The 18,368-nt window shown below is 65.3% G+C and carries 19 protein-coding genes; 12 read left to right on the top strand and 7 right to left on the bottom strand.

The features are described 5' to 3' along the window. A partial coding sequence (locus tag AC1D0P_RS07420) for an HPF/RaiA family ribosome-associated protein (protein WP_477676136.1) occupies positions 1 to 492 on the top strand: 492 nt, incomplete at its 5' end. 6 nt (positions 493 to 498) lie between these two features. On the opposite strand, the gene AC1D0P_RS07415 is transcribed toward AC1D0P_RS07420, so the two are convergent. From AC1D0P_RS07415 to AC1D0P_RS07405, 3 genes are all read right to left on the bottom strand, one after another. Beyond that, positions 499 to 978, bottom strand: a complete 480-nt coding sequence (locus AC1D0P_RS07415) for a GNAT family N-acetyltransferase (protein WP_477676135.1) — start codon at positions 976 to 978, stop codon at positions 499 to 501. A gap of 1 nt (position 979) precedes the next feature. Further along, positions 980 to 1,489, bottom strand: a complete 510-nt coding sequence (locus tag AC1D0P_RS07410) for a hypothetical protein (protein WP_477676134.1) — start codon at positions 1,487 to 1,489, stop codon at positions 980 to 982. Between the two features lie 123 nt (positions 1,490 to 1,612). Next, a complete protein-coding gene (locus AC1D0P_RS07405; protein WP_477676133.1) occupies positions 1,613 to 2,119 on the bottom strand; it encodes a DUF1993 domain-containing protein in 507 nt (168 codons plus the stop codon). Positions 2,120 to 2,267: 148 nt separating this feature from the next. On the opposite strand from AC1D0P_RS07405, the gene AC1D0P_RS07400 reads away from it, so the two are divergent. Beyond that, on the top strand, positions 2,268 to 3,020 hold the full coding sequence (locus AC1D0P_RS07400; RefSeq protein ID WP_477676132.1) for a metallophosphoesterase family protein: 753 nt from the start codon (positions 2,268 to 2,270) through the stop codon (positions 3,018 to 3,020). After that, the gene (locus AC1D0P_RS07395) at positions 3,017 to 4,453 is read left to right on the top strand and encodes a serine/threonine protein kinase (RefSeq protein WP_477676131.1); all 1,437 of its coding nucleotides are present in this window, start codon (positions 3,017 to 3,019) and stop codon (positions 4,451 to 4,453) included. Before AC1D0P_RS07400 ends, AC1D0P_RS07395 begins: the two co-directional genes overlap by 4 nt. 4 nt (positions 4,454 to 4,457) lie before the next feature. Here the strand turns inward: AC1D0P_RS07395 and AC1D0P_RS07390 are convergent, their stop codons facing one another. Then, positions 4,458 to 5,015, bottom strand: a complete 558-nt coding sequence (locus AC1D0P_RS07390) for a helix-turn-helix transcriptional regulator (RefSeq protein ID WP_436153885.1) — start codon at positions 5,013 to 5,015, stop codon at positions 4,458 to 4,460. Positions 5,016 to 5,103: 88 nt separating this feature from the next. Here AC1D0P_RS07390 and AC1D0P_RS07385 point away from each other — a divergent pair, with 88 nt between their 5' ends. Together AC1D0P_RS07385 and AC1D0P_RS07380 are read left to right on the top strand one after the other, a co-directional pair. After that, a complete protein-coding gene (locus AC1D0P_RS07385) occupies positions 5,104 to 5,811 on the top strand; it encodes a CoA transferase subunit A (RefSeq protein WP_477676130.1) in 708 nt (235 codons plus the stop codon). Between the two features lies 1 nt (position 5,812). Then, complete coding sequence (locus AC1D0P_RS07380) at positions 5,813 to 6,448, top strand: 3-oxoacid CoA-transferase subunit B (RefSeq protein ID WP_477676129.1); 636 nt, start codon at positions 5,813 to 5,815, stop codon at positions 6,446 to 6,448. Positions 6,449 to 6,523: 75 nt separating this feature from the next. On the opposite strand, the gene AC1D0P_RS07375 is transcribed toward AC1D0P_RS07380, so the two are convergent. The 3 genes from AC1D0P_RS07375 to AC1D0P_RS07365 are packed head-to-tail and all read right to left on the bottom strand — an operon-like array spanning position 6,524 to position 9,320. Next, a complete protein-coding gene (locus AC1D0P_RS07375; RefSeq protein ID WP_477676128.1) occupies positions 6,524 to 7,129 on the bottom strand; it encodes a MarR family winged helix-turn-helix transcriptional regulator in 606 nt (201 codons plus the stop codon). Then, entirely contained in the window at positions 7,126 to 8,325 is a 1,200-nt protein-coding gene (locus AC1D0P_RS07370) for a Gfo/Idh/MocA family protein (protein ID WP_477676127.1), read from the bottom strand. Before AC1D0P_RS07370 ends, AC1D0P_RS07375 begins: the two co-directional genes overlap by 4 nt. Next, positions 8,322 to 9,320, bottom strand: coding sequence for a PDR/VanB family oxidoreductase (locus AC1D0P_RS07365; RefSeq protein ID WP_477676126.1), 999 nt, complete (start codon positions 9,318 to 9,320; stop codon positions 8,322 to 8,324). The genes AC1D0P_RS07370 and AC1D0P_RS07365 overlap by 4 nt, the downstream gene beginning before the upstream one ends. A 155-nt stretch (positions 9,321 to 9,475) precedes the next feature. Between AC1D0P_RS07365 and AC1D0P_RS07360 the strand changes: the two genes are divergently transcribed. The 7 genes from AC1D0P_RS07360 to AC1D0P_RS07330 all read left to right on the top strand — a co-directional run bounded on the left by AC1D0P_RS07360 (position 9,476) and on the right by AC1D0P_RS07330 (position 18,331). Continuing rightward, a complete protein-coding gene (locus AC1D0P_RS07360; protein ID WP_477676125.1) occupies positions 9,476 to 10,783 on the top strand; it encodes a Rieske 2Fe-2S domain-containing protein in 1,308 nt (435 codons plus the stop codon). A gap of 73 nt (positions 10,784 to 10,856) precedes the next feature. Continuing rightward, positions 10,857 to 11,837: a Bug family tripartite tricarboxylate transporter substrate binding protein gene (locus AC1D0P_RS07355; RefSeq protein WP_477676124.1), complete on the top strand. Its 981-nt coding sequence runs from the start codon at positions 10,857 to 10,859 to the stop codon at positions 11,835 to 11,837. 40 nt (positions 11,838 to 11,877) lie between these two features. After that, positions 11,878 to 12,870: a substrate-binding domain-containing protein gene (locus AC1D0P_RS07350; protein ID WP_477676123.1), complete on the top strand. Its 993-nt coding sequence runs from the start codon at positions 11,878 to 11,880 to the stop codon at positions 12,868 to 12,870. 58 nt (positions 12,871 to 12,928) lie between these two features. Further along, complete coding sequence (locus AC1D0P_RS07345; RefSeq protein WP_477676122.1) at positions 12,929 to 13,894, top strand: DMT family transporter; 966 nt, start codon at positions 12,929 to 12,931, stop codon at positions 13,892 to 13,894. Positions 13,895 to 13,947: 53 nt separating this feature from the next. Then, complete coding sequence (locus AC1D0P_RS07340) at positions 13,948 to 15,264, top strand: citrate synthase (protein WP_477676121.1); 1,317 nt, start codon at positions 13,948 to 13,950, stop codon at positions 15,262 to 15,264. Positions 15,265 to 15,510: 246 nt separating this feature from the next. Next, the gene (locus AC1D0P_RS07335; RefSeq protein ID WP_477676120.1) at positions 15,511 to 16,497 is read left to right on the top strand and encodes a Bug family tripartite tricarboxylate transporter substrate binding protein; all 987 of its coding nucleotides are present in this window, start codon (positions 15,511 to 15,513) and stop codon (positions 16,495 to 16,497) included. A gap of 28 nt (positions 16,498 to 16,525) precedes the next feature. After that, positions 16,526 to 18,331 carry a thiamine pyrophosphate-binding protein gene (locus AC1D0P_RS07330; protein WP_477676119.1) on the top strand — a complete coding sequence of 602 codons (1,806 nt, stop codon included), beginning with the start codon at positions 16,526 to 16,528 and terminating at the stop codon, positions 18,329 to 18,331. Positions 18,332 to 18,368 lie beyond the last annotated feature (37 nt).

Genomic DNA, 18,368 nt, shown 5'->3' with positions numbered 1-18,368 from the left:
CTACAGACATGGGAGCCCATCGCGCGCACAATGAAATTTCCAGCCGCAAACATGGCGGATCGGCTCATCAGGCAGCCCGGCCCGCAGGCCCGCGCGCTGCAACTCCTGAAAGAAAAAACGCGCATGCAAATCCAGGTCAATTCCAACCACAGCCTGCACACCGGCGAATCTTTCGAGCGCTGGGCCAGCGGCGAACTTCATCAGTCGCTGGGCCGCTTCAAAGGCGACATCACACGCATCGAAGTACACATGAGCGACGAGAACAGTGACAAAACCAGCCCCGACCAGAAGCGCTGCGTGATGGAGGCGCGGCTGGCGCGCCACGAGCCGCTGGCCGTCAACCACAACGCGCCCAACCAGGACCTGGCTTTCCGCGGCGCGAGCGACAAACTCAAGCGCATGCTGGACCACACGCTGGGCAAGCTGCGCGACCATCACCGCGACCGCGAAACCATACGGCACGAACCCGCACCCGAACCCGGGACGCCTTAGCCCGCGCTAGGATTTTTCCAGGGCCTTGACCATGGCAAAGCGGCGCAGTTGGGCGCCGCGCCGCTCGACGAGTTGCTCTCCCGTGACCATAAAGCCCTGGCGCGCGAAAAACGGCTGGCCTACCAGGCTGGCTTCGGTGTAGAGCTGTGCCACGCCGATGGCGCGCAGCGCGGCCTCGGCGCGGGCCAGCAGTTGCGAGGCTACACCGCGGCGCGCCGCCAGCGGTGAGCTGAACATCAAGTCGATGTGGCCGTCGTCTTCGTAGGCGACGAAACCCAGCAGCGCGTCGCTGTTTTCAGCCTCCTGCGCGAGCAATACCTTCAAAGGTTTCAGCCGCGCCTCCCAGATGCCCAGGTCGGGCGGCTGCGGCGCCCAGGCCTTGCGTTGGGCTTCGTCGTAGTGGCTGCCCGCGAGGCCGTGCACTGCATCGGTGTAAAGCTGGGCAACGGCGGCCAGGTCTGCGTTTATGTAAGGCCGGATGTGCATTTCAGCGAGGAACCTCGGACGGCTCCTGGTCTTCAGGGTCTTCGCGCGGCGCCTCAGCCACCGGAACCACGAGGTGGGCAAATGCACCTGCCTTGACAATCAGCACCACCGCCAGCAGCAACTCAAACAGGGCGATGGAGATGTCCAGCTTGGCGTCCGGTGTGATCGATGAGAAGGCGGCACTGGATTCCATGAACAGAAAGCTGCGGAAAATAAGCCACACCAGGGTCGGCGCGGCCTTGGTGATCAGCCACAGGCCCAACAGCGCGGAGCCGACCTTGGCAAGTTCGTGGGGCTCGGCGGACAAGCGATTCTGGTAGTGCGTGCGGGGCAGCAGCTTGTGGGCGATTGCCATGGGGAAAAGCCAGAACAGCAATGCCGCGGCAACGTAAGCCACCCCGATGGCGTAGGAAACGATGCTGGGGGTTTTGCCTAAATTGTTTGCGGCAAGCGCGGCGGGGATGCTCACCCAGTAGGCCACGCTGGCGATGCCAAGCCAGACGGCGAACAAACGAACACCCAGGCCAACGAGTTGTTGAGGAGTCATGGAATTCCTGTTGTAAGGCGGGATGTCATTCCGCCGGTCCGGCCACCGCGGCCGGGAGCGCTGGTTTTACCATGCCGTACCCGGAATTCAGAAGCTCCCCAGGTAATCCATCTTGCCCAGCGGCACACCCTGGTGGCGCAGGATGCCGTACGCGGTGGTGAGGTGGAAGAAAAGATTGGGCAGCACGAAGTTCAGCAGGTAGGGCTCGCACTCGAAATTCAATTCCTTGCCGCGTACCTTGAGCGTCACGGTGCCGCCGGCGCGCGCATTGATTTGCGCCTCGTCCACGGTCTTGAGGAAATCCAGCGTCTTGGTGATGCGGGCCTGCAGTTCCTCAAACGTGGTTTCGGTGTCGGCAAAGCTGGGCGGTGTGACGGCGGCCAGGCGCGCCGCGCCGAACTTGGCGGCGTCGCTCGCGCCCTGGACCTGGCCCGACAGCGGGTACATGTCGGGCGCCAGGCGGGCGTTGACGTAAGTGGAAAGGTCCACCTTGTTGGCTTCGGCGTGAGCCTTGGCCTTTTCAAGCACGGCCGACAGGTTGGCGAAGCCGCGGATAAAGACGGGAATGGAAGCCTGGTAAAGCGTCAGTGCCATGGGAATTCTCGAGGGTTGGTTTCGGCGGGATGGCCGTGGCGGAAATGCCGGCCCTGATTTTGTTCCCGTTGCGGAAATTTTGCTGGCATGGTGCAAACTTGCCGGAAAGCCGTGTTTCACGCTGAATTAAAAACTGCTGCTTGATCCCATGAAAATCGCCTTGCTGTCGGATGTACACGCCAACCTGCGCGCGCTGGAGGCTTGTCTGGCCCATGCCGCCGCGCAGGGTGCCGGCCGGCTGGCCGTGCTGGGCGACCTGGTGGGCTACGGTGCGCAACCGGCCGAGGTGGTGCGGCGCATTCGCGGCCTGGCGGGCGAGGGCGCCATCGTGCTCAAGGGCAACCATGACGAGTGCGCCGTGGCGCCGCCCGCGCAGGCCCGTTCGCTGGACCAGAGCGGCGCCGCCTGGACCCATGAACAACTGGACCAGGATGCGCTGGATTTTCTGGCGGCGCTGCCTTTGACGGCCACCGTCGATGCTGCGCTGCTGGTGCATGCCAGCGCCGACGCACCCGGGCGCTGGCACTATGTCGACAACGAACGCCGCGCCGAAGCCAGCCTTGATGCGGCGTGCCTCAACCCGGCGGTGCGTTATGTGTTCTGCGGCCATGTGCACGCGCAGACGCTTTATTTCCGTGGCGCGGGGCAGGGGCTGATGCGCTTTGATCCTACGCCGGGTGTGCCCATCCCGGTGCCGCCGCACCGGCGCTGGATCGCCACCGTGGGCTCGGTGGGCCAGCCGCGCGACGGCAACACCCGGGCCATGTATGCGTTGTTCGACGCCGACCGGGCCGAGCTGACTTTTCATCGTGTGGCGTACGACCATCTGGCCGCGGCGGCCGATATACGCGCGGCGGGTTTGCCCGGCTATTTCGCCGAGCGGCTGGAGGCGGGCCTGTGAAGCTGATGCCGCCCGGCACCGTGATYGACGGGTTTGTCGTCGGTGAATGCCTGCATGCCGGCGGCATGGCCCACATCTACCAGGTGGGGTATGCCGATCCGTCGCGGGCCGCGCCTTTTCCCATGGCGATGAAGGTGCCGCGCATGACAGCCGGCGACGGCGCCGAAAACATCGTGGGCTTCGAGGTCGAGCTGCAACTGCTGTCGGCATTGACGGGGCCGCATGTGCCGCGGCTGGTGGCGGCGGGAGACCTGGAAAAGCTGCCCTACCTGGTGATGGAATACGTGCCCGGCCGAACCCTGCAACAACTGCTGGACGACACCACGGGGCCGCTGCCCGCGCAGGAAATCGCCCGGCTGGGTGTGGCCGTGGCCCAGGCGGTGCACAGCCTGCACCTGCAGGATGCCTGCCACCTGGACCTGAAACCGGCCAACGTGCTGATGCGCCCCGACGGCAGCGCGGTGCTGCTGGATTTCGGCTTGTCCTGCCACGCGCATTACCCGGACCTGCTGGCCGAAGAACTGCGTCCCGCCGTCGGTTCGTCCGTCTGGATGGCGCCTGAACAGGTGGTGGGTGTGCGGGGCGACCCGCGCAGCGACATTTTTGCCGTCGGTGTGATGCTGTACGAGCTGGCCACGCGCGAACTGCCGTTCGGCAACCCGCAARCCCGGGGCGGCTTGCGGCAACGCCTGTGGATGGACCCGGTGCCGCCGCGCGTCCTGCGGCCGGAGCTGCCCGAGTGGCTGCAGGAGGTGATCCTGCATTGCTTGCAGAGCGAAGCCGGCCGGCGTTATGCATCGGCCGCGCACCTGGCGCTGGACCTGTCGGACCCGGCGCAGATCGCGGTGACGGAGCTGGGGTTACGCCTGAAGGCCACCGGCTTCTGGGCCCACTTCAAGCGCTGGCTGCGCGCGGTGGGCAAGGATTACCGGCCCAGCGCGCTGCCTTCGCGGCAGATTGACGCCGCGCCCATCATCATGGCGGCCGTGCCGCATCGGGACGTGAGCGACGCCACGCTGTATTCGCTGCGGCGTGCCGTGATGCGGGTGCTGGGCACGGCGCCCGGCGCGCGGCTGGCCTGCGTGACCGTGATAGACCCCGGGGAAGCGGACGGCCACGACACCCGGACCAGCGAAACCACGGTGCACCGGCGCTACCTGGGCATGCTCAGGCAGTGGGCCCAGCCCTTGGGCCTGGACAGCCGGACGCTGTCCTTCCACGTCATCGAGTCGAGCGACGTCGCGCAGGCGCTTCTTCACTATGCCCGCGGCAACCAGGCCGGCATCATCGTCATGGGGGCGGCGACGCACGGCCTGCAGATGCAGCGCCTGCTGGCGACCGTGCCGATCAAGGTCGCCATGGCGGCGCCCTGCACGGTGATCCTGGTCAAGCAGGTGCTGCCGTTCGACCGGCTGGCGGGGGAAGAGGGCTAGGCTTTCAGGAGCCGGCCATGAGCTTGTGCACCAGGTCTGCGGTAGTGGAAGCCTTGTACTTGCGCATCAGGCGGGCGCGGTAGATTTCGACGGTGCGGTGGCTGATGACCAGCGCGCGGCCAATCTCCTTGGAGGTCATGCCGTCCATCAGGTGGGCGGCCACTTCGCGCTCGCGCGCTGTGAGTTCGGCGGTGACCGGGCGGCGCGAGCTGAGGTCTTCGAAAGTCCAGATGCCGGCCTCGTGCGGCGCGCTGCGGTTGAGGGCCCGGCCGGTGACGTGGCACCAGAAGGTCTCGCCCTTGTTGCGGCCGTCCACGCGTTTCATGATGCGGTCGTCGGCGTACAGGCCCTTGGCGTTCAGGATGGGAAGCATGCGCGCGCCTATGCGCTCATACTCGTCCGCGCTCGGGTAGAGGATCTGGAAGGACTGGCCCGCGAGCTGCTCGCGCGTGGCGCCGAACATCTCGCATAAATGCTGGTTGCAGTCCACAATCGAGCGGTTGCGGGACAGCACCAGTCCCACCGGCGCCAGATCGAATGCGAGCTGGTAATCCACTTCCACAGTACTTACCTTTACGGAAAACTACGTAACTTAATAAGTAGTATCGTAATGGATTGCCTGGACATCGAACGACTCAAGGAGACGATTTGTGAAGAAACTTTTTCCCTCAGCCGCCGAGGCCCTCAAGGGCGTCGTCAAAGACGGCCAGTTGCTGGCCGTGGGCGGCTTCGGCCTGTGCGGCATTCCCGAGGCGCTGATCGACGCGCTGCGTGACAGCCAGGCCAAGAACCTGACGGTGATCTCCAACAACGCGGGCGTCGACGGCTTCGGCCTGGGCAAGCTGCTGGAGACCCGGCAGATCAAAAAAATGATCTCCAGCTACGTGGGCGAGAACAAGGAGTTCGAGCGCCAGTACCTGGCCGGTGAACTCGAACTCGAATTCACGCCCCAGGGCACGCTGGCTGAAAAGCTGCGCGCCGGTGGTGCCGGCATCCCGGCCTTTTTCACCAAGACCGGCGTGGGCACGCAGGTTGCCGAGGGCAAGGAACTGCGCGAATTCGACGGCGAGACCTATGTGATGGAGCGTTCGCTGGTGCCCGACGTGGCCCTGGTCAAGGCGCATGTGGCCGACAAGTCGGGCAACCTTCGCTTCAACCTCACGGCCCGCAATTTCAACCCGGCCGCAGCGATGGCCGGCAAGGTCTGCATCGTCGAGGTGGAGAAGATCGTCGAAGTCGGCGAGCTGGCGCCCGACGACATCCACCTGCCGGGCATCTATGTGCACCGCATCGTGCTCAATGCGAATCCTGAAAAACGCATCGAGAAGCGCACCATCACCGAGAAAGCAGGAGCCTGACATGCCTTGGACCCAAGACCAGATGGCGGCGCGCGCCGCCCAGGAACTCGAAGACGGTTTTTACGTGAACCTCGGCATCGGCATCCCGACGCTGGTGGCCAATTTCACCGGCGACAAGGAAGTGTGGCTGCAGTCGGAAAACGGCATGCTGGGCATAGGCCCGTTCCCGACCGCGGACCAGGTCGACGCCGACCTGATCAACGCCGGCAAGCAGACCGTCACCACCATCAAGGGCTCGTCCATCTTCGGCAGCCATGACAGCTTCGCGATGATCCGCGGCGGCAAGGTCAACCTGTCCATCCTGGGCGCGATGCAGGTCAGCGAAAAAGGCGACCTGGCCAACTGGATGATCCCGGGCAAGATGGTCAAGGGCATGGGCGGCGCGATGGACCTGGTGGCGGGCGTCAAGCGCGTCATCATCCTGATGGAACACGTCGCCAAAAAGAAGGACGGCACCGAGGACATGAAAATTCTGCCCCAGTGCACCTTGCCGCTCACGGGTGTGGGCGTGGTGGACCGCATCATCACCGACCTGGCCGTGATGGACGTGACACCCGAAGGCCTCAAAGTGGTGGAACTGGCGCCCGGCGTGACGCGTGAAGCGCTGCAGGCCAAGACCGGCGTGACCTTGATCTAAGGCTAAGGCCGAAAACAAAAAAGCCGCCGGCCTTTTTAGGCAGCGGCTTTGGTGCCCCGGGGTTTTCCCTGGGGCTTATTTTTTTGCGGATCTCGTTCTTTCGGGGCTTTTCGTCTGCCCGGCCTTTTCGGCCTGCCCGGCCTTCCCATGCCGCTCGCCTTCGGTGGCCGCCGCGGCCCTGCGCCTGGCCGGCGTGGCCTTGTCCTGCAGCAACTCGTCGCGGGCCAGGTTTTCGATCATGGCCAGCAGCACCGTGCGTGTCATCTTGATGTGTTCAGGCTCTATGCCTTCGATGCTCACGTTGTTGGTCTCTTCGGCCAGGGGCACCAGCAGCTTCTTGAGCGCGCGGCCCTTGTCGCTCAGGTGCACATACATATTCTTCTTGTTGGTGGGTAGCTGCTTGCGCTCGATGTAGCCCAGCGACTCCATGGCCTTCATGGCGGTGAAGGTGGTGGGCTCCATCACGCCGGCGCGTTCGCTGAGTTCTTTTTGCGTCAGACCGTCGGATTCCCAGAGGATGCGCAGGAAAGTCCAGTGGCCGAAGGGCACCCCATGCTGCGCCAGCCGCACCTGCAGCGCGCGGTGAAAGGCGCGTGAGGCATCGCGGATCAGGTGCGCGAGGCGGTCATTGGGCACGGCTTCACGCCAGTGGCGGATGATGTTTTGGGTGTCGTTGCTCATGAACCAACATTGTGACCGACTTGGTGCGGGGGGATGCAATCCCGGCCGCTGCGGGCGGATTCAAGCAGCGCCAGGCAGACCGCCGTGGTGGCGCGGGCCCATTCGCCGCTGTGCACGGCCGGCTTGCCCTCGGCCACGGCGGCATACAGCTCGTCAATCACTTCCTGGCGCGGGATAGCCGGGGCAGGCAGGGGCTCCACGGTTTTTTCGCTGTCGGCATAGATGGTGATCTCCGACGGCCCGGGGCGCAGGTCGGCCTTTTCGCAGCTCACGATGACCTGGCCGAAATGCTGGTGCCGCAGGCCAAGGGGCAGGGCGCTGCCGGCCGTGTACAGGCTGCCGCCGTAGTTGCGGGCGGCTTTGAGCGCGCTTTCTTCCGCCGAGCTGGCCGCGCCTTGCAGCCGCTTGCGGGCCGCGCCATAGTCGGCCGGGTTTTTGGCCTGGCCCATCTCGCCAATATTTCCCAGCAACTCGTCCGAGTCGTAATGGCCGTAGCCGCTGTAGGTGGCCGAGGCGAAGGCACCGCCTTCAAAACGCAGCAGCGCGCTGTAGRCACCCTCGGTGGGGCGGCTCGCGTCCCAGGCGCCGGTGTGGGCGCGCACGCTGCGCACCAGCCCGCCGCCCAGCAGGCGCACGATGTCCATCTGGTGGGTGGCCTGGCTGTGGATCACGCCGCCGCCGGCGGCCGTGTCCAGCTCTTCGGGCCGGCGTGGGCGGTAGAGGAAGTCGGTGAAATTCAGCGCGTGGATCATCTTCACCGCGCCATAGCGGCCGCTGTCGATGAGTTCGCGCGTGCGGCGTATCGGGGTGTTGAAGCTGTGGCTGTGGCCGACGATCAGGTGGACGCCCGCGCCGCGGGCCGCCTCAATCATGCTGGTGCATTCGTCCACCGTCAGGGCCATGGGTTTTTCCACCATGACGTGTTTACCGAAGGAGGCGGCCAGGCGCACGTGTTCGGCATGGAGCTGGTGCGGCGAGGCGATGTAAAGGGCTTCCACCGCCGGGTTGGCGCAGAGGGCCTCGATGGATTCGTAGCTGGGCGCGCCGAAGTCTTTTTCAAACTGGGCGCGGGCGGCGGCGATGGGGTCTGTCGCGCCCACCAGCTTCACGCGGCCGTCATGCACAAAGGTGGGCAGCATCAGCGTGAAGGCCCGCCCCAGCCCGACCACGCCGAGTTTCAGTCTGCGCTGTGTCATAAGTCCAGTACCAGTTCGGGCGATTTTGCACGCGAGACGCAGACCATGATGTGGTCTGATTTTTCCTCGTCCGTCAGCACCATGTCGCGGTGCTCGGCCTCGCCGGCCAGCAGGCCGGTCTTGCAGGTGCCGCAGGTGCCGCTTTCGCAGGAGCTGGCCACGCGCAGGCCGCTGCCGCGCAGGGCTTCCAGGAGGGTCTGCTCGGCGCCGACCTCCACGGTCTTTCCGCTTTTCGCCAGGCGCACGCTGAAGGGCGTGTTCTCCGCATAGACCGTGGCATCGACACCAAAGCTTTCGAAATGCACGGCGCCGGAGGGCCAGTGGCCCGACATGTCGGCCACGCTGTCCATCAGGCCTTTGGGGCCGCAGCAGTAGACGTGCGCCGCGGCGGGCTTTTCAAACACCGGCCAAAGGTCCAGCGCCTGGTCGATGTCGCCGTTGTCGTGGTGGATTTGCACCTGGCCGGGGAATTCGGATTGCAGCTCGTTGATGAAGGCGGTGCCTGCGGCGTCGCGTGTGCAGTAGTAGAGCTTGAAGCCGCCGGCCTGGGTGCGCTTGAGCTGCCGCATCATGGACAGGATGGGCGTGATGCCTATGCCGCCCGCGACAAAGATGAAGTCGCTGGCGTGCGCGGCCAGCTCGAAGTTGTTGCGCGGCGCGCTCACCGACAGCAGTTGGCCGGCCTGCACCTCGTCGGCCATGCTGATGGAGCCGCCGCGGCCGCGCCCGTCGCGCTTGACGGCGATCTGCCAGGCGCCGGTGTCGGCCGGGTCGCTGCACAGCGAATAGTTGCGGCGCACGCCGCTGGGCACTTCCACCGTCAGGTGCGAGCCGGCGGTAAAGGCGGGCAAGGGGGCGCCGTCGGGGCGGTGCAGCTCGAACAGGTAAATGCCTTGTGCGACTTCCCCTTTGCGCGCAACCTTCAAGGAAAAGAAATCGGGCTCCGCCGCCGCGGCGTGCGTGGCGGCGTCATTGGCCTTGGGGTTAACGCTCATTCTTGTCTCCAAAATTTTCTTGACAAAAAACAAAATAACGATAATCTTAGTCATCTAAGAATAATCGTCTTGCCCTGGATTTGCAAGCCGTTTTTAAACCCGTTTTGAAGCAAGGGCCCCACCTGTGGCCCGCCCTGATGAGAAGGACATTCGCGATGTTGACCGCTGAGGAAAATGAACTCTTGTGCCGCGTTGAGGGCCAGGCCCCCATGGGCCAGCTGATGCGCCGCCACTGGACGCCCGTCTGCCTGATCGAAGAGGTCAGCGAACCCGACGGCACGCCCGTCAAGGCGCGCGTGTTCGGCGAAGACCTGGTGGTGTTCCGCGACACCAAGGGCCGCGTCGGCGTGATGGATGAATACTGCCCGCACCGCCGCGTCTCGCTGGTGTTCGGCCGCAATGAAGACTGCGGCTTGCGCTGCCTCTATCACGGCTGGAAGATGGACGTGGAAGGCAATGTGCTGGAGATGGTTTCCGAGCCCACCGCCAGCGGCATGGCGCAAAAGGTCAAGCACCTGGCCTACCCGGTGAAAGAGTGGGGCGGTTTTGTCTGGGCCTATATGGGCCCGAAAGAAAGCCAGCCCGAGTTCGAGCCGCCGGCCTGGGCGCCCACGGCCGATGCCAAGGTCACCATCGCCAAGGCGCTAATCCCCTGCAACTGGGCGCAAATCCTTGAAGGCGCGATCGACTCGGCGCACAGCTCCAGCCTRCATTCCTCCGACATGGTGCCGGCGCGCGTCGAAGGCGCCGAAGCCACCGATACCAACTGGCTGCGTCCCTCGACCGACAAGGCGCCGCGCATGCAGGTGGAGCGCGGCAGCTACGGCTTCCGGTATGCGGCCATCCGCCGCCCGATCAAGAACGCGGCCGCCAACGACTACATCCGCTCGACGGTGTTCGTCGCGCCGGCCACCGCGCTGATCCCGCCCAACAACCTCTACAACGTCGCCAACATCAACGTGCCGATGGACGACACCAACACGGCCTTTTATTTCATCGCCTGGGGCCATCCTTCGCAGACACCCGACACCGACAGCTGGCGTAAATTCCTGGGCCAGCAATTGGGTGCCGACCTCGATGCCAACTACGCGCCGCTGCGCAACCGCGGCAACCATTTCTGGCAGGACCGCGAGGCCATGAAGGCAGGCAACTTCACCGGCATCACCGGTTTCCCCAACCAGGACATCGCGATGTGGGTGACCATGGGGCCGATCGCTGACCGCACGCACGAGCGCCTGGGCGCCAGCGACATGGCCGTGGTCGAGTTCCGCAAGCAGATGCTGGAGGCGGTGCGCGACTTCCAGGCCGGCGGCACGGCCATAGGCACAGGCGCGGCGCGTATCCCGTCCAGCGTGGTTGCCTTCCAGGCCATCGTGCCCAAGACCACCGACTGGCGCGCCTACCGGGCGTCCTATGTCTGGGATACGCGCGAACCCGAGCTGGAGCCGTCCTACTCCACCTAGCCGTATTGGTATTGCTTTTCCGTTTGCTTCCCGTTCCGCATCGTCAGCTAAAAAATTATCAGGAGACAAGTCCATGAAATCCCCACGCCGCTTCCTCTTGCTGGCCAGCGCAATGCTGCTGGCCGGCCTGCTGCCCCGCTTCGCGAGTGCCCAGGGCGCTTACCCGAACCATCCGATCAAATTTGTCGTGCCCTATGCGGCCGGCGGCTTGCCCGACACCGTGGCGCGCATCTACGCGCAGCGCCTGGGCGATAAACTGGGCCAGGCTGTGGTGGTCGACAACCGGCCCGGCGCCAACGGCGTGGTTGCCGCGCAGGCGCTGGCCACGGCCCCCAAGGACGGCTACACCTTTCTCGTGACCGACGGTTCGATGTTCTCCATCAACCCCGCCATCTACAAAAACCTGGGCTATGACTACAAGCGCGACTTCATGCCGGTCTCGCTCGCGGCGCGCGCGCCGCTGTACCTCGCGGTGCACCCCAAGGTGCCGGCCAACACGCTGCAGGAATTCATCGCCCTGGCCAAGGCCAAGCCCGGCACGCTGAACTACGGCTCCTCGGGCATAGGCAGCACCCACCACCTGACCATGGAAGCCATGAAGGCCGCCCTGGGCCTGCAGATCACGCACGTTCCCTTCAAGGGCACCGGCCAGTCGGTGCCCGCGCTGATCGGCGGGCAGGTCGAAGTGCTGTTCTCGGCGCTGCCTTCGCTGGTGGGTTTCGTGAAGGGCGGCCAGGTCAAGCTGCTGGCCACCAACTCGGCCCGACGTTCGGCCCAGGAACCMAATGTGCCGGCCATCGCCGAAATCATTCCGGGTTTTGACTTCGCGCCCATCGTCGGCGTGCTGGCCGCCACCGGCACTCCGGCCAGCGCCATCGACCGCATCAGCGCCGAGATGGCGCAGATTGCCAGGATGCCCGACGTCATCGCCACGCTGAGCAATGCCGGCATCGAGCCGATAGGCAGCAGCCCGGCCGACTACGGCAAAGCCATCCTCGGCGAGAACGAGCGGCTGGCCAAAGCTATAGCCACCTCCGGTATCAAACCTGAATAAACCATTTACTGAAACCTCCTCTCAAGGAACACACCGCGACATGTCAAAACTGAAACTGAGCTTCGGCTGCTGGAACTACGACCGCACCCGCGCCCTGATGGACGGCAGCGTGCAGCCCGACGGCATAGACCTGAATTACCTCAACATGCCGGTGGAAGAAACCTTCTTCCGCATGCTGCGGCACAAGGAGTTCGACGTCGCGGAAATGTCGCTGTCGTCGTACACCGTCTCCATGTTCAACGAGTCGAGGCCCTTTGTGGCGATCCCGGTGTTCCCCTCGCGCTTTTTCCGCCACTCCTGCATCTATGTGAACGCCAACTCAGGCATCCGCGAAGCCAAGGACCTGATCGGCAAACGCGTCGGCAACCCCGAGTACCAGATGACGGCCCYGGTGTGGATACGCGGCATTTTGTCCGACCACTACGGCGTGCCCGTCGACAGCGTGACCTACTTCACCGGTGGCGAGGAAGAGCCCGGCCGCTCCGAAAAAATCAAGCTTGATTTACCGCCCAACATCAAGGTCGAGCGCATAGGGCCCGACCAGACCCTGGCGCAGATGCTGCTCGACGGCGAGATCGACGCGCTCTACACCGCACGCATGCCGTCCAGCTTCCTCAAGGGCGGCGGCAAGGTGCTGCGCCTGTTTGACGACTATGAGCAGGTCGAGCGCAACTACTTCAAAGAGACGGGCATCTTCCCCATCATGCACACGGTCGCGATACGCCGCGACGTTTACGAGGCCAACCGCTGGGTCGCGCGTTCGATGATGAAGGCACTCGAAGAGTCGCAGCGCCGCACCTATGAGGACCTCTATGAAACCGCGGCCCTCAAGGCCATGCTGCCCTGGCTGACCTCGCACGTAGAGCAGGTCAGGCGCGAGATGGGCGAGGACTTCTGGCCCTACGGCTTCGAGAAGAACCAGGCCACGCTGCAGACCTTTTTGCGCTATTCGTTTGAGCAGGGCCTGTCGAAGCGGCTGCTTAAACCCGAGGAGCTGTTCGCGCCCGAATCGCTCGAAGCCTTCAAAATATAGGGAGCCCACCGGCACACAGCCGGCGCACAACAAGATCAAGATGACAAGATGAGACTGGATGTCTGACACCTTTCTGGGCTATCTGCTGGCAAGCGCTGCCTTGCTGCTTTTCACCGCGTCCATCCTGGTCACCAAGGTGGCGTCCCATCGCCTGGACCTCGGCCTGGGTTTCCTGGTTGCCACCTCCGCCAACGTTGCTTTTTCGGCCCTGGCTTTCGGCGTGCAGATGGGCCTGCGTGGCGACGTGCTGCAGTGGAATTCGCAGGCCTTCTGGCTGTTCGCCGCGGCGGGCGCCTTCGCCACCTACCTGGGGCGTTTCTTCTTTTATGAATCCGTCGTGCGCTTCGGCCCGGCCAAGGCCAGCATCTTCCAGATCAGCAGCCCGCTGTTCACCGCGCTGATGGCCTGGCTGTGGCTGGGTGAGCGCCTGAGCGTGCTGGTGGCGCTGGGCATGGTGATGACCATCGCCGGCCTGATGCTGGTCAGCTACAAGCCCGGGTTCTTCTCGCGCCGAGGCGCGGCCGCCGTGATGGCGCCCGACGGTGGCCCCGCGCCTGTGGCCCCTGCATCGACCGCGATGCAGCGCGTGCTGCAGTCGGTGTTCCTGCTGGGCGTGGGCAGTTCCATGGCCTACGCGATCGGCAATGTACTCAGGGGCTCGGCGGTGCGTGGCTGGAACGAGCCCGTGCTGGGCGCACTGGTCGGAGCGGTCAGTGGCCTGGCGTTTCACCTGCTGTTCAGCGCCGGCAAGCGCGAGATCGCCTCGCGCATGCGCGCGGCCGACCGCGGCGGCATGGCGCTTTTTGCACTGATCGGCGTGTCGACGATCTCCGCGCAGATCTGCGTGATCGCCGCCATGCGCTACATACCGCTGTCCATCGCCACGCTGGTGACCCTGTGCACGCCCATCCTGGTGTTTCCGCTGAGCCACCTGCTGTTCAAGGACAGGGACGCCATCAAGGCCACCACGCTGGCCGGCAGCGGCTTGACATTGCTTGGAATCGCCATCATCGTGATGCGCTGAGCCGCCGGCCCACCGCAGGCCGGCAACATTTCGCCAGGAGACAAGGCAAGCCCATGGACACCCCGGACAAAACGCTGCACCGCGACTACGCCACGGCGGCCGAGGCCATGATGATCCTCAATGTCAGGCCGCAGACCTTGTACGCCTACGTGAGCCGGGGCTGGATACGCAGCGTGGCCCAGCAGGGCCAGAAGGGAAAGCTCTACCTGCGCGACGACCTCACGCGCGTCGGCATGCGCTCGCTGGCGCGCTCCGGCCACGGCGCGGTGGCGGCCTCGGCCATGAACTGGGGCGAACCGATCTTCCCGACCTCCATCACCGAGATCACCGAACAGGGCCCGCGCTACCGCGGCCACCTGGCCGCCGACCTGGTGCGATCCGGCGCTTCCTTCGAAGCGGTGGCCGAACTGCTCTGGACCGGCGAGCTGGCCACCCGCGCGAAAGCCTGGCTTGTGCGCAAGCCCTCCGCCGAACTCGTCAAGCTCACCCAGACCTTGACCTCGCTGCAGGTGCAGGGCAACGTGCTCGAGTCCTTCGCGCTCGTGGTGCTGCTGCTCGGCATGCGGCGCGGCTCCGTGGCCGAACGCCTGTCGCAGGGCAAGACCCTGCCGGCCGCGCGCGAGATCATGCAGACCGTGGTGGCCTGCTGCGGTTTTGTCGGGGCGGCGCAAAGCTATCGGCCCCTGCAGCGCGGCGAGTCCATGGTCACCGGCCTGCTGCACGCACTGGCCGCGCCGCCGACCGCGGAGAACAGCGAAGCCCTGCGCGCCATGCTGATCCTGATGGCCGATCATGAACTGCCGCCCGGCACCCTGGCCGCCCGCGTCGTGGCTTCCGCCGGCGGCACCCTGCACAGCTGCCTGGCCGCCGCGCTGTGCGCGACCTCAGGCGTGGCCGTGGGCCGCATGTACGAGCGCGTGGAAGACTTCCTGGGCCAGGCCCCCACCACAGCCGCACTCGTCAAGCGCGCCCACAAGCTCCATGCCCAGGGCCAGAGCGTGCCCGGCTTCGACCACCCGCTGTATCCCAAGGGCGACCCGCGCGCCGCGCAGCTGCTGGCCATGGTGCTCAACCGTGAGAACCCCGGCCGCGAACTGCGCGCGGTCTCGCGTTTCATCAACGAGATGCGCGACGGTGCCGGCCTGTTGCCCCGGCAGGAACTGGCGCTGGTCGTGATGGCCCGCGCCATGGGACTGCCGCGTCAGGCCACGGCCGCGCTGTTTGTGCTGGGACGGCTTGCGGGCTGGGTTGCGCATGTGCAGGAGCAGCGCGCGGCAGGAACGCTGCTGCGGCCGCGTGCGAAGTTTGTAAAGCCGCCAGCCCCCATCCCAACCTTCCCCCAGCGGGGGAAGGAGCAAATCCGGTCCTAGCGTCATCGCAGCGTGCCGCTCTTGCTCCCTCCCCCTCTGGGGGAGGGCAGGGGTGGGGGCCAGCGGCCTCAAAACACCCCGCCCTTCTTCGTGATGCACGGGTCTTCGGTCGCTCAGGGCGAGCGCATTGTTGAAAAGGTGGAGGCCCGTTCACATTGATTCAATGTTCAAGATTGAATCAATCTTGGGTCTTCACTAGGATGACTGGCGCCTGCAAATTCGCGCCATAAAAACTGGAGACAAGACATGCCATTCAATCGCCGCACCGGGGTGCTCGCCCTCTGCTTTTCCGGCGCTTTCGCCGCCTTCGCCGGCTCGCTGGGCTGGGCACAGGACTACCCGGTCAAGCCCATCCACATCGTCGTGCCGCTGCCGCCCGGCGGCTCCAACGACGTTCTGGCCCGTATCCTGGGCCAGAAGATGTCCGAGTCCTTCGGCCAGCCCGTCATCGTCGACAACAAGCCCGGCGCGGCCGGCAACATCGCCACCGACTTCATGGCCAAGACCGAGGCCGACGGCTACAACATCGCGGTCGCGCCCAACCAGACCGTTGCCGTCAACCCGGTGCTGTATCCCAAGCTGCCCTTCGACGTGAACCGCGACCTGACCGGCATCACCCTGATGGGCCGCGTGCCCATGGTGCTGGTGGTCTCGCCGGCCAAGGTGCAGGCCACCAGCGTGGCTGAACTGATCGCCCTGGCCAAGGCCAACCCCGACAAGCTGACCTATGCCTCCGCTGGTTCCGGCAGCCCGCAGCACATGGCGGCCGAGGTTTTTAAATCCATGACCGGAACCAAGCTCACGCAGATTCCCTACAAGGGCTCCGCGCCCGCCTTGGTCGATGTGCTGGGCGGCCAAGTGGACGTGATGTTCTGCCCCATGAACTCGGCGCTGCCGCACATCCGCAGCGGCAAGCTGCGCGCGCTGGGCACCACAGGTACCAAACGCGTCGAGCTGCTGCCCAACGTGCCGACCATCGCCGAAACCGTGCCCAGCTATGAAAGCGACATCTGGATAGGCATGGTAGCCCCGGCCAAAACGCCGGCCGCCATCATCCACAAGCTCAATGCCGAACTGCGCCGTTCGCTGGCGCTGCCCGACGTGCAGGCCAAGCTGGCCGAGCAGGGCATTTATGCCGAGACCAGCACGCCCGCTGAATTCACCAAACTGATCGCCGACGACCAGAAGCGCTGGGCAGCCGTCATCAAGACAGCCAATATCAAACCAGAGTAAGCGGCCTCTTTTTTCATCAGGAGATTTCATGACTCTTCCTTCCGGCTCCGCCGTGCGCCGCGACATTCCCCAGCCTTCCGAACCGGAAGAGACCGTCTGGGCCAGCGATGCCATTGCCGACATGCTGCGCGCGATGGACATTCCCTATGTGCTGCTGAACCCGGGCGCGAGCTTTCGCGGTCTGCACGACAGCATCGTCAACCACCTCGGCAATGAAAAGCCGCAGATGATGGTGGTGCTGCATGAAGAGCACGCGGTGGCCATCGCCCACGGCTACACCAAGGTCACAGGCAAGCCGCTGATCGCCATCCTGCACAGCAACGTCGGCCTGATGCACGGCTCCATGGCGATCTTCGACGCCTGGGTGGACCGCGTGCCCGTCATCGTGCTGGGCGCCACCGGCCCGGTCGACGCCCACAAGCGCCGCCCCTGGATCGACTGGATCCACACGGCGCAGGACCAGGCCGCCCTGGTGCGCCACTTCACCAAGTGGGACTGCCAGCCCGCATCCATCCCTTCCGCGCAAGAGGCCCTGCTGCGCGCGCGGCAGATTGCCACCACCGCGCCGCAGGGCCCCGTCTATGTCTGCTTTGATGCGGCCCTGCAGGAATCCAAGCTTACTGAGCGCCCCACGATCCCCGACCCGGCGCGCTACCTCGCGCCGCCGCAGGCCAGGCCTTCGGACGACATCGTCGCGCAGGCCGCGGCCTTGCTGTCCAAGGCCAGCCGCCCGGTGATCCTGATGGGCCGCGTCACCCGCAGCGAAGCCGCCTGGGCCGAGCGCATCAAACTGGCCGAAACCCTGAACGCCGAGGTGTTGACCGACCTGCGCGTGGGCGCGGCCTTCCCGACCGACCACCCGCTGCACGCCGCGCCCAGTGGCGCTTTCCTCACCCCCAATGCGCAGCAWGTGCTGCGCGAAGCCGACGTGGTGCTGAGCCTGGACTGGCTGGACCTCTCCGGCACGCTCAAGCAGGCCTGGGGCGACAAGCCCGTGGGCAGCAAGATCATCCAGGTCTCGGTCGACCACTACAGCCACAACGGCTGGAGCATGGACCACCAGGGCCTGCCGCCGGTCGACGTCTTCATGCTGTGCGAGCCCGAGCCGGCAGTAACCTTGCTGAACCAGCAGGTCAGGGCGCGCAAGACACCCGCACCCGCCAAGCGGCCGCTGCCGGTATACCCGCCGGTGCAGCCCGTGCCGGGCGCCTCGGGCGCCAGCAACATGATGGTGTCCACACTCGCGGCCACACTCAAGCGCGCGGTCGGTGACCAGAAGGTCTGCCTGATGCGCCTGCCGCTGAGCTGGAGCGGCGAGATGTGGGACTTCAGGCATCCGCTGGACTTCCTCGGTTATGACGGCGGCGGCGGCATCGGTTCCGGCCCCGGCATGTCCATAGGCTCGGCGCTGGGCCTCAAGGGCACTGACCGCCTGCCCGTCGCGGTGATAGGCGACGGCGACTACATGATGGGCGTCAACGCGCTGTGGACGGCCGCCAACGCGCGCATCCCCATGCTGGTGGTGGTCTGTAACAACCGCTCCTTCTTCAACGACGAGGTGCACCAGGAGCGCGTGGCACGCCAGCGCAAGCGCCCGATCGAGAACCGCTGGATAGGCCAGCGCATCAGCGACCCGCCGCCCGACCTCGCCATGATGGCGCGCGGCCAGGGGCTGACGGGGATTGGCCCGGTCGAGGACGCCGGCGAACTCGAGAAGATCCTGGTGGACGCCATCGCCGCCGTGAAGCGCGGTGAAACCGTGGTGGTCGACGTGGTGGTGCAGACCGGCTACAGCGCGGCCATGACGGCGGGGCTCACGCGGTCCAAGGACTGAGCCGTTTTTCCCCTCTCCCTCTGGGAGAGGGTTAGGG

It is taken from the genome of Polaromonas sp. P1_G2 (assembly GCF_056405515.1).
Note: the sequence above shows the minus strand (reverse complement) of the source record. Positions and strands in the feature narration are given on the sequence as shown.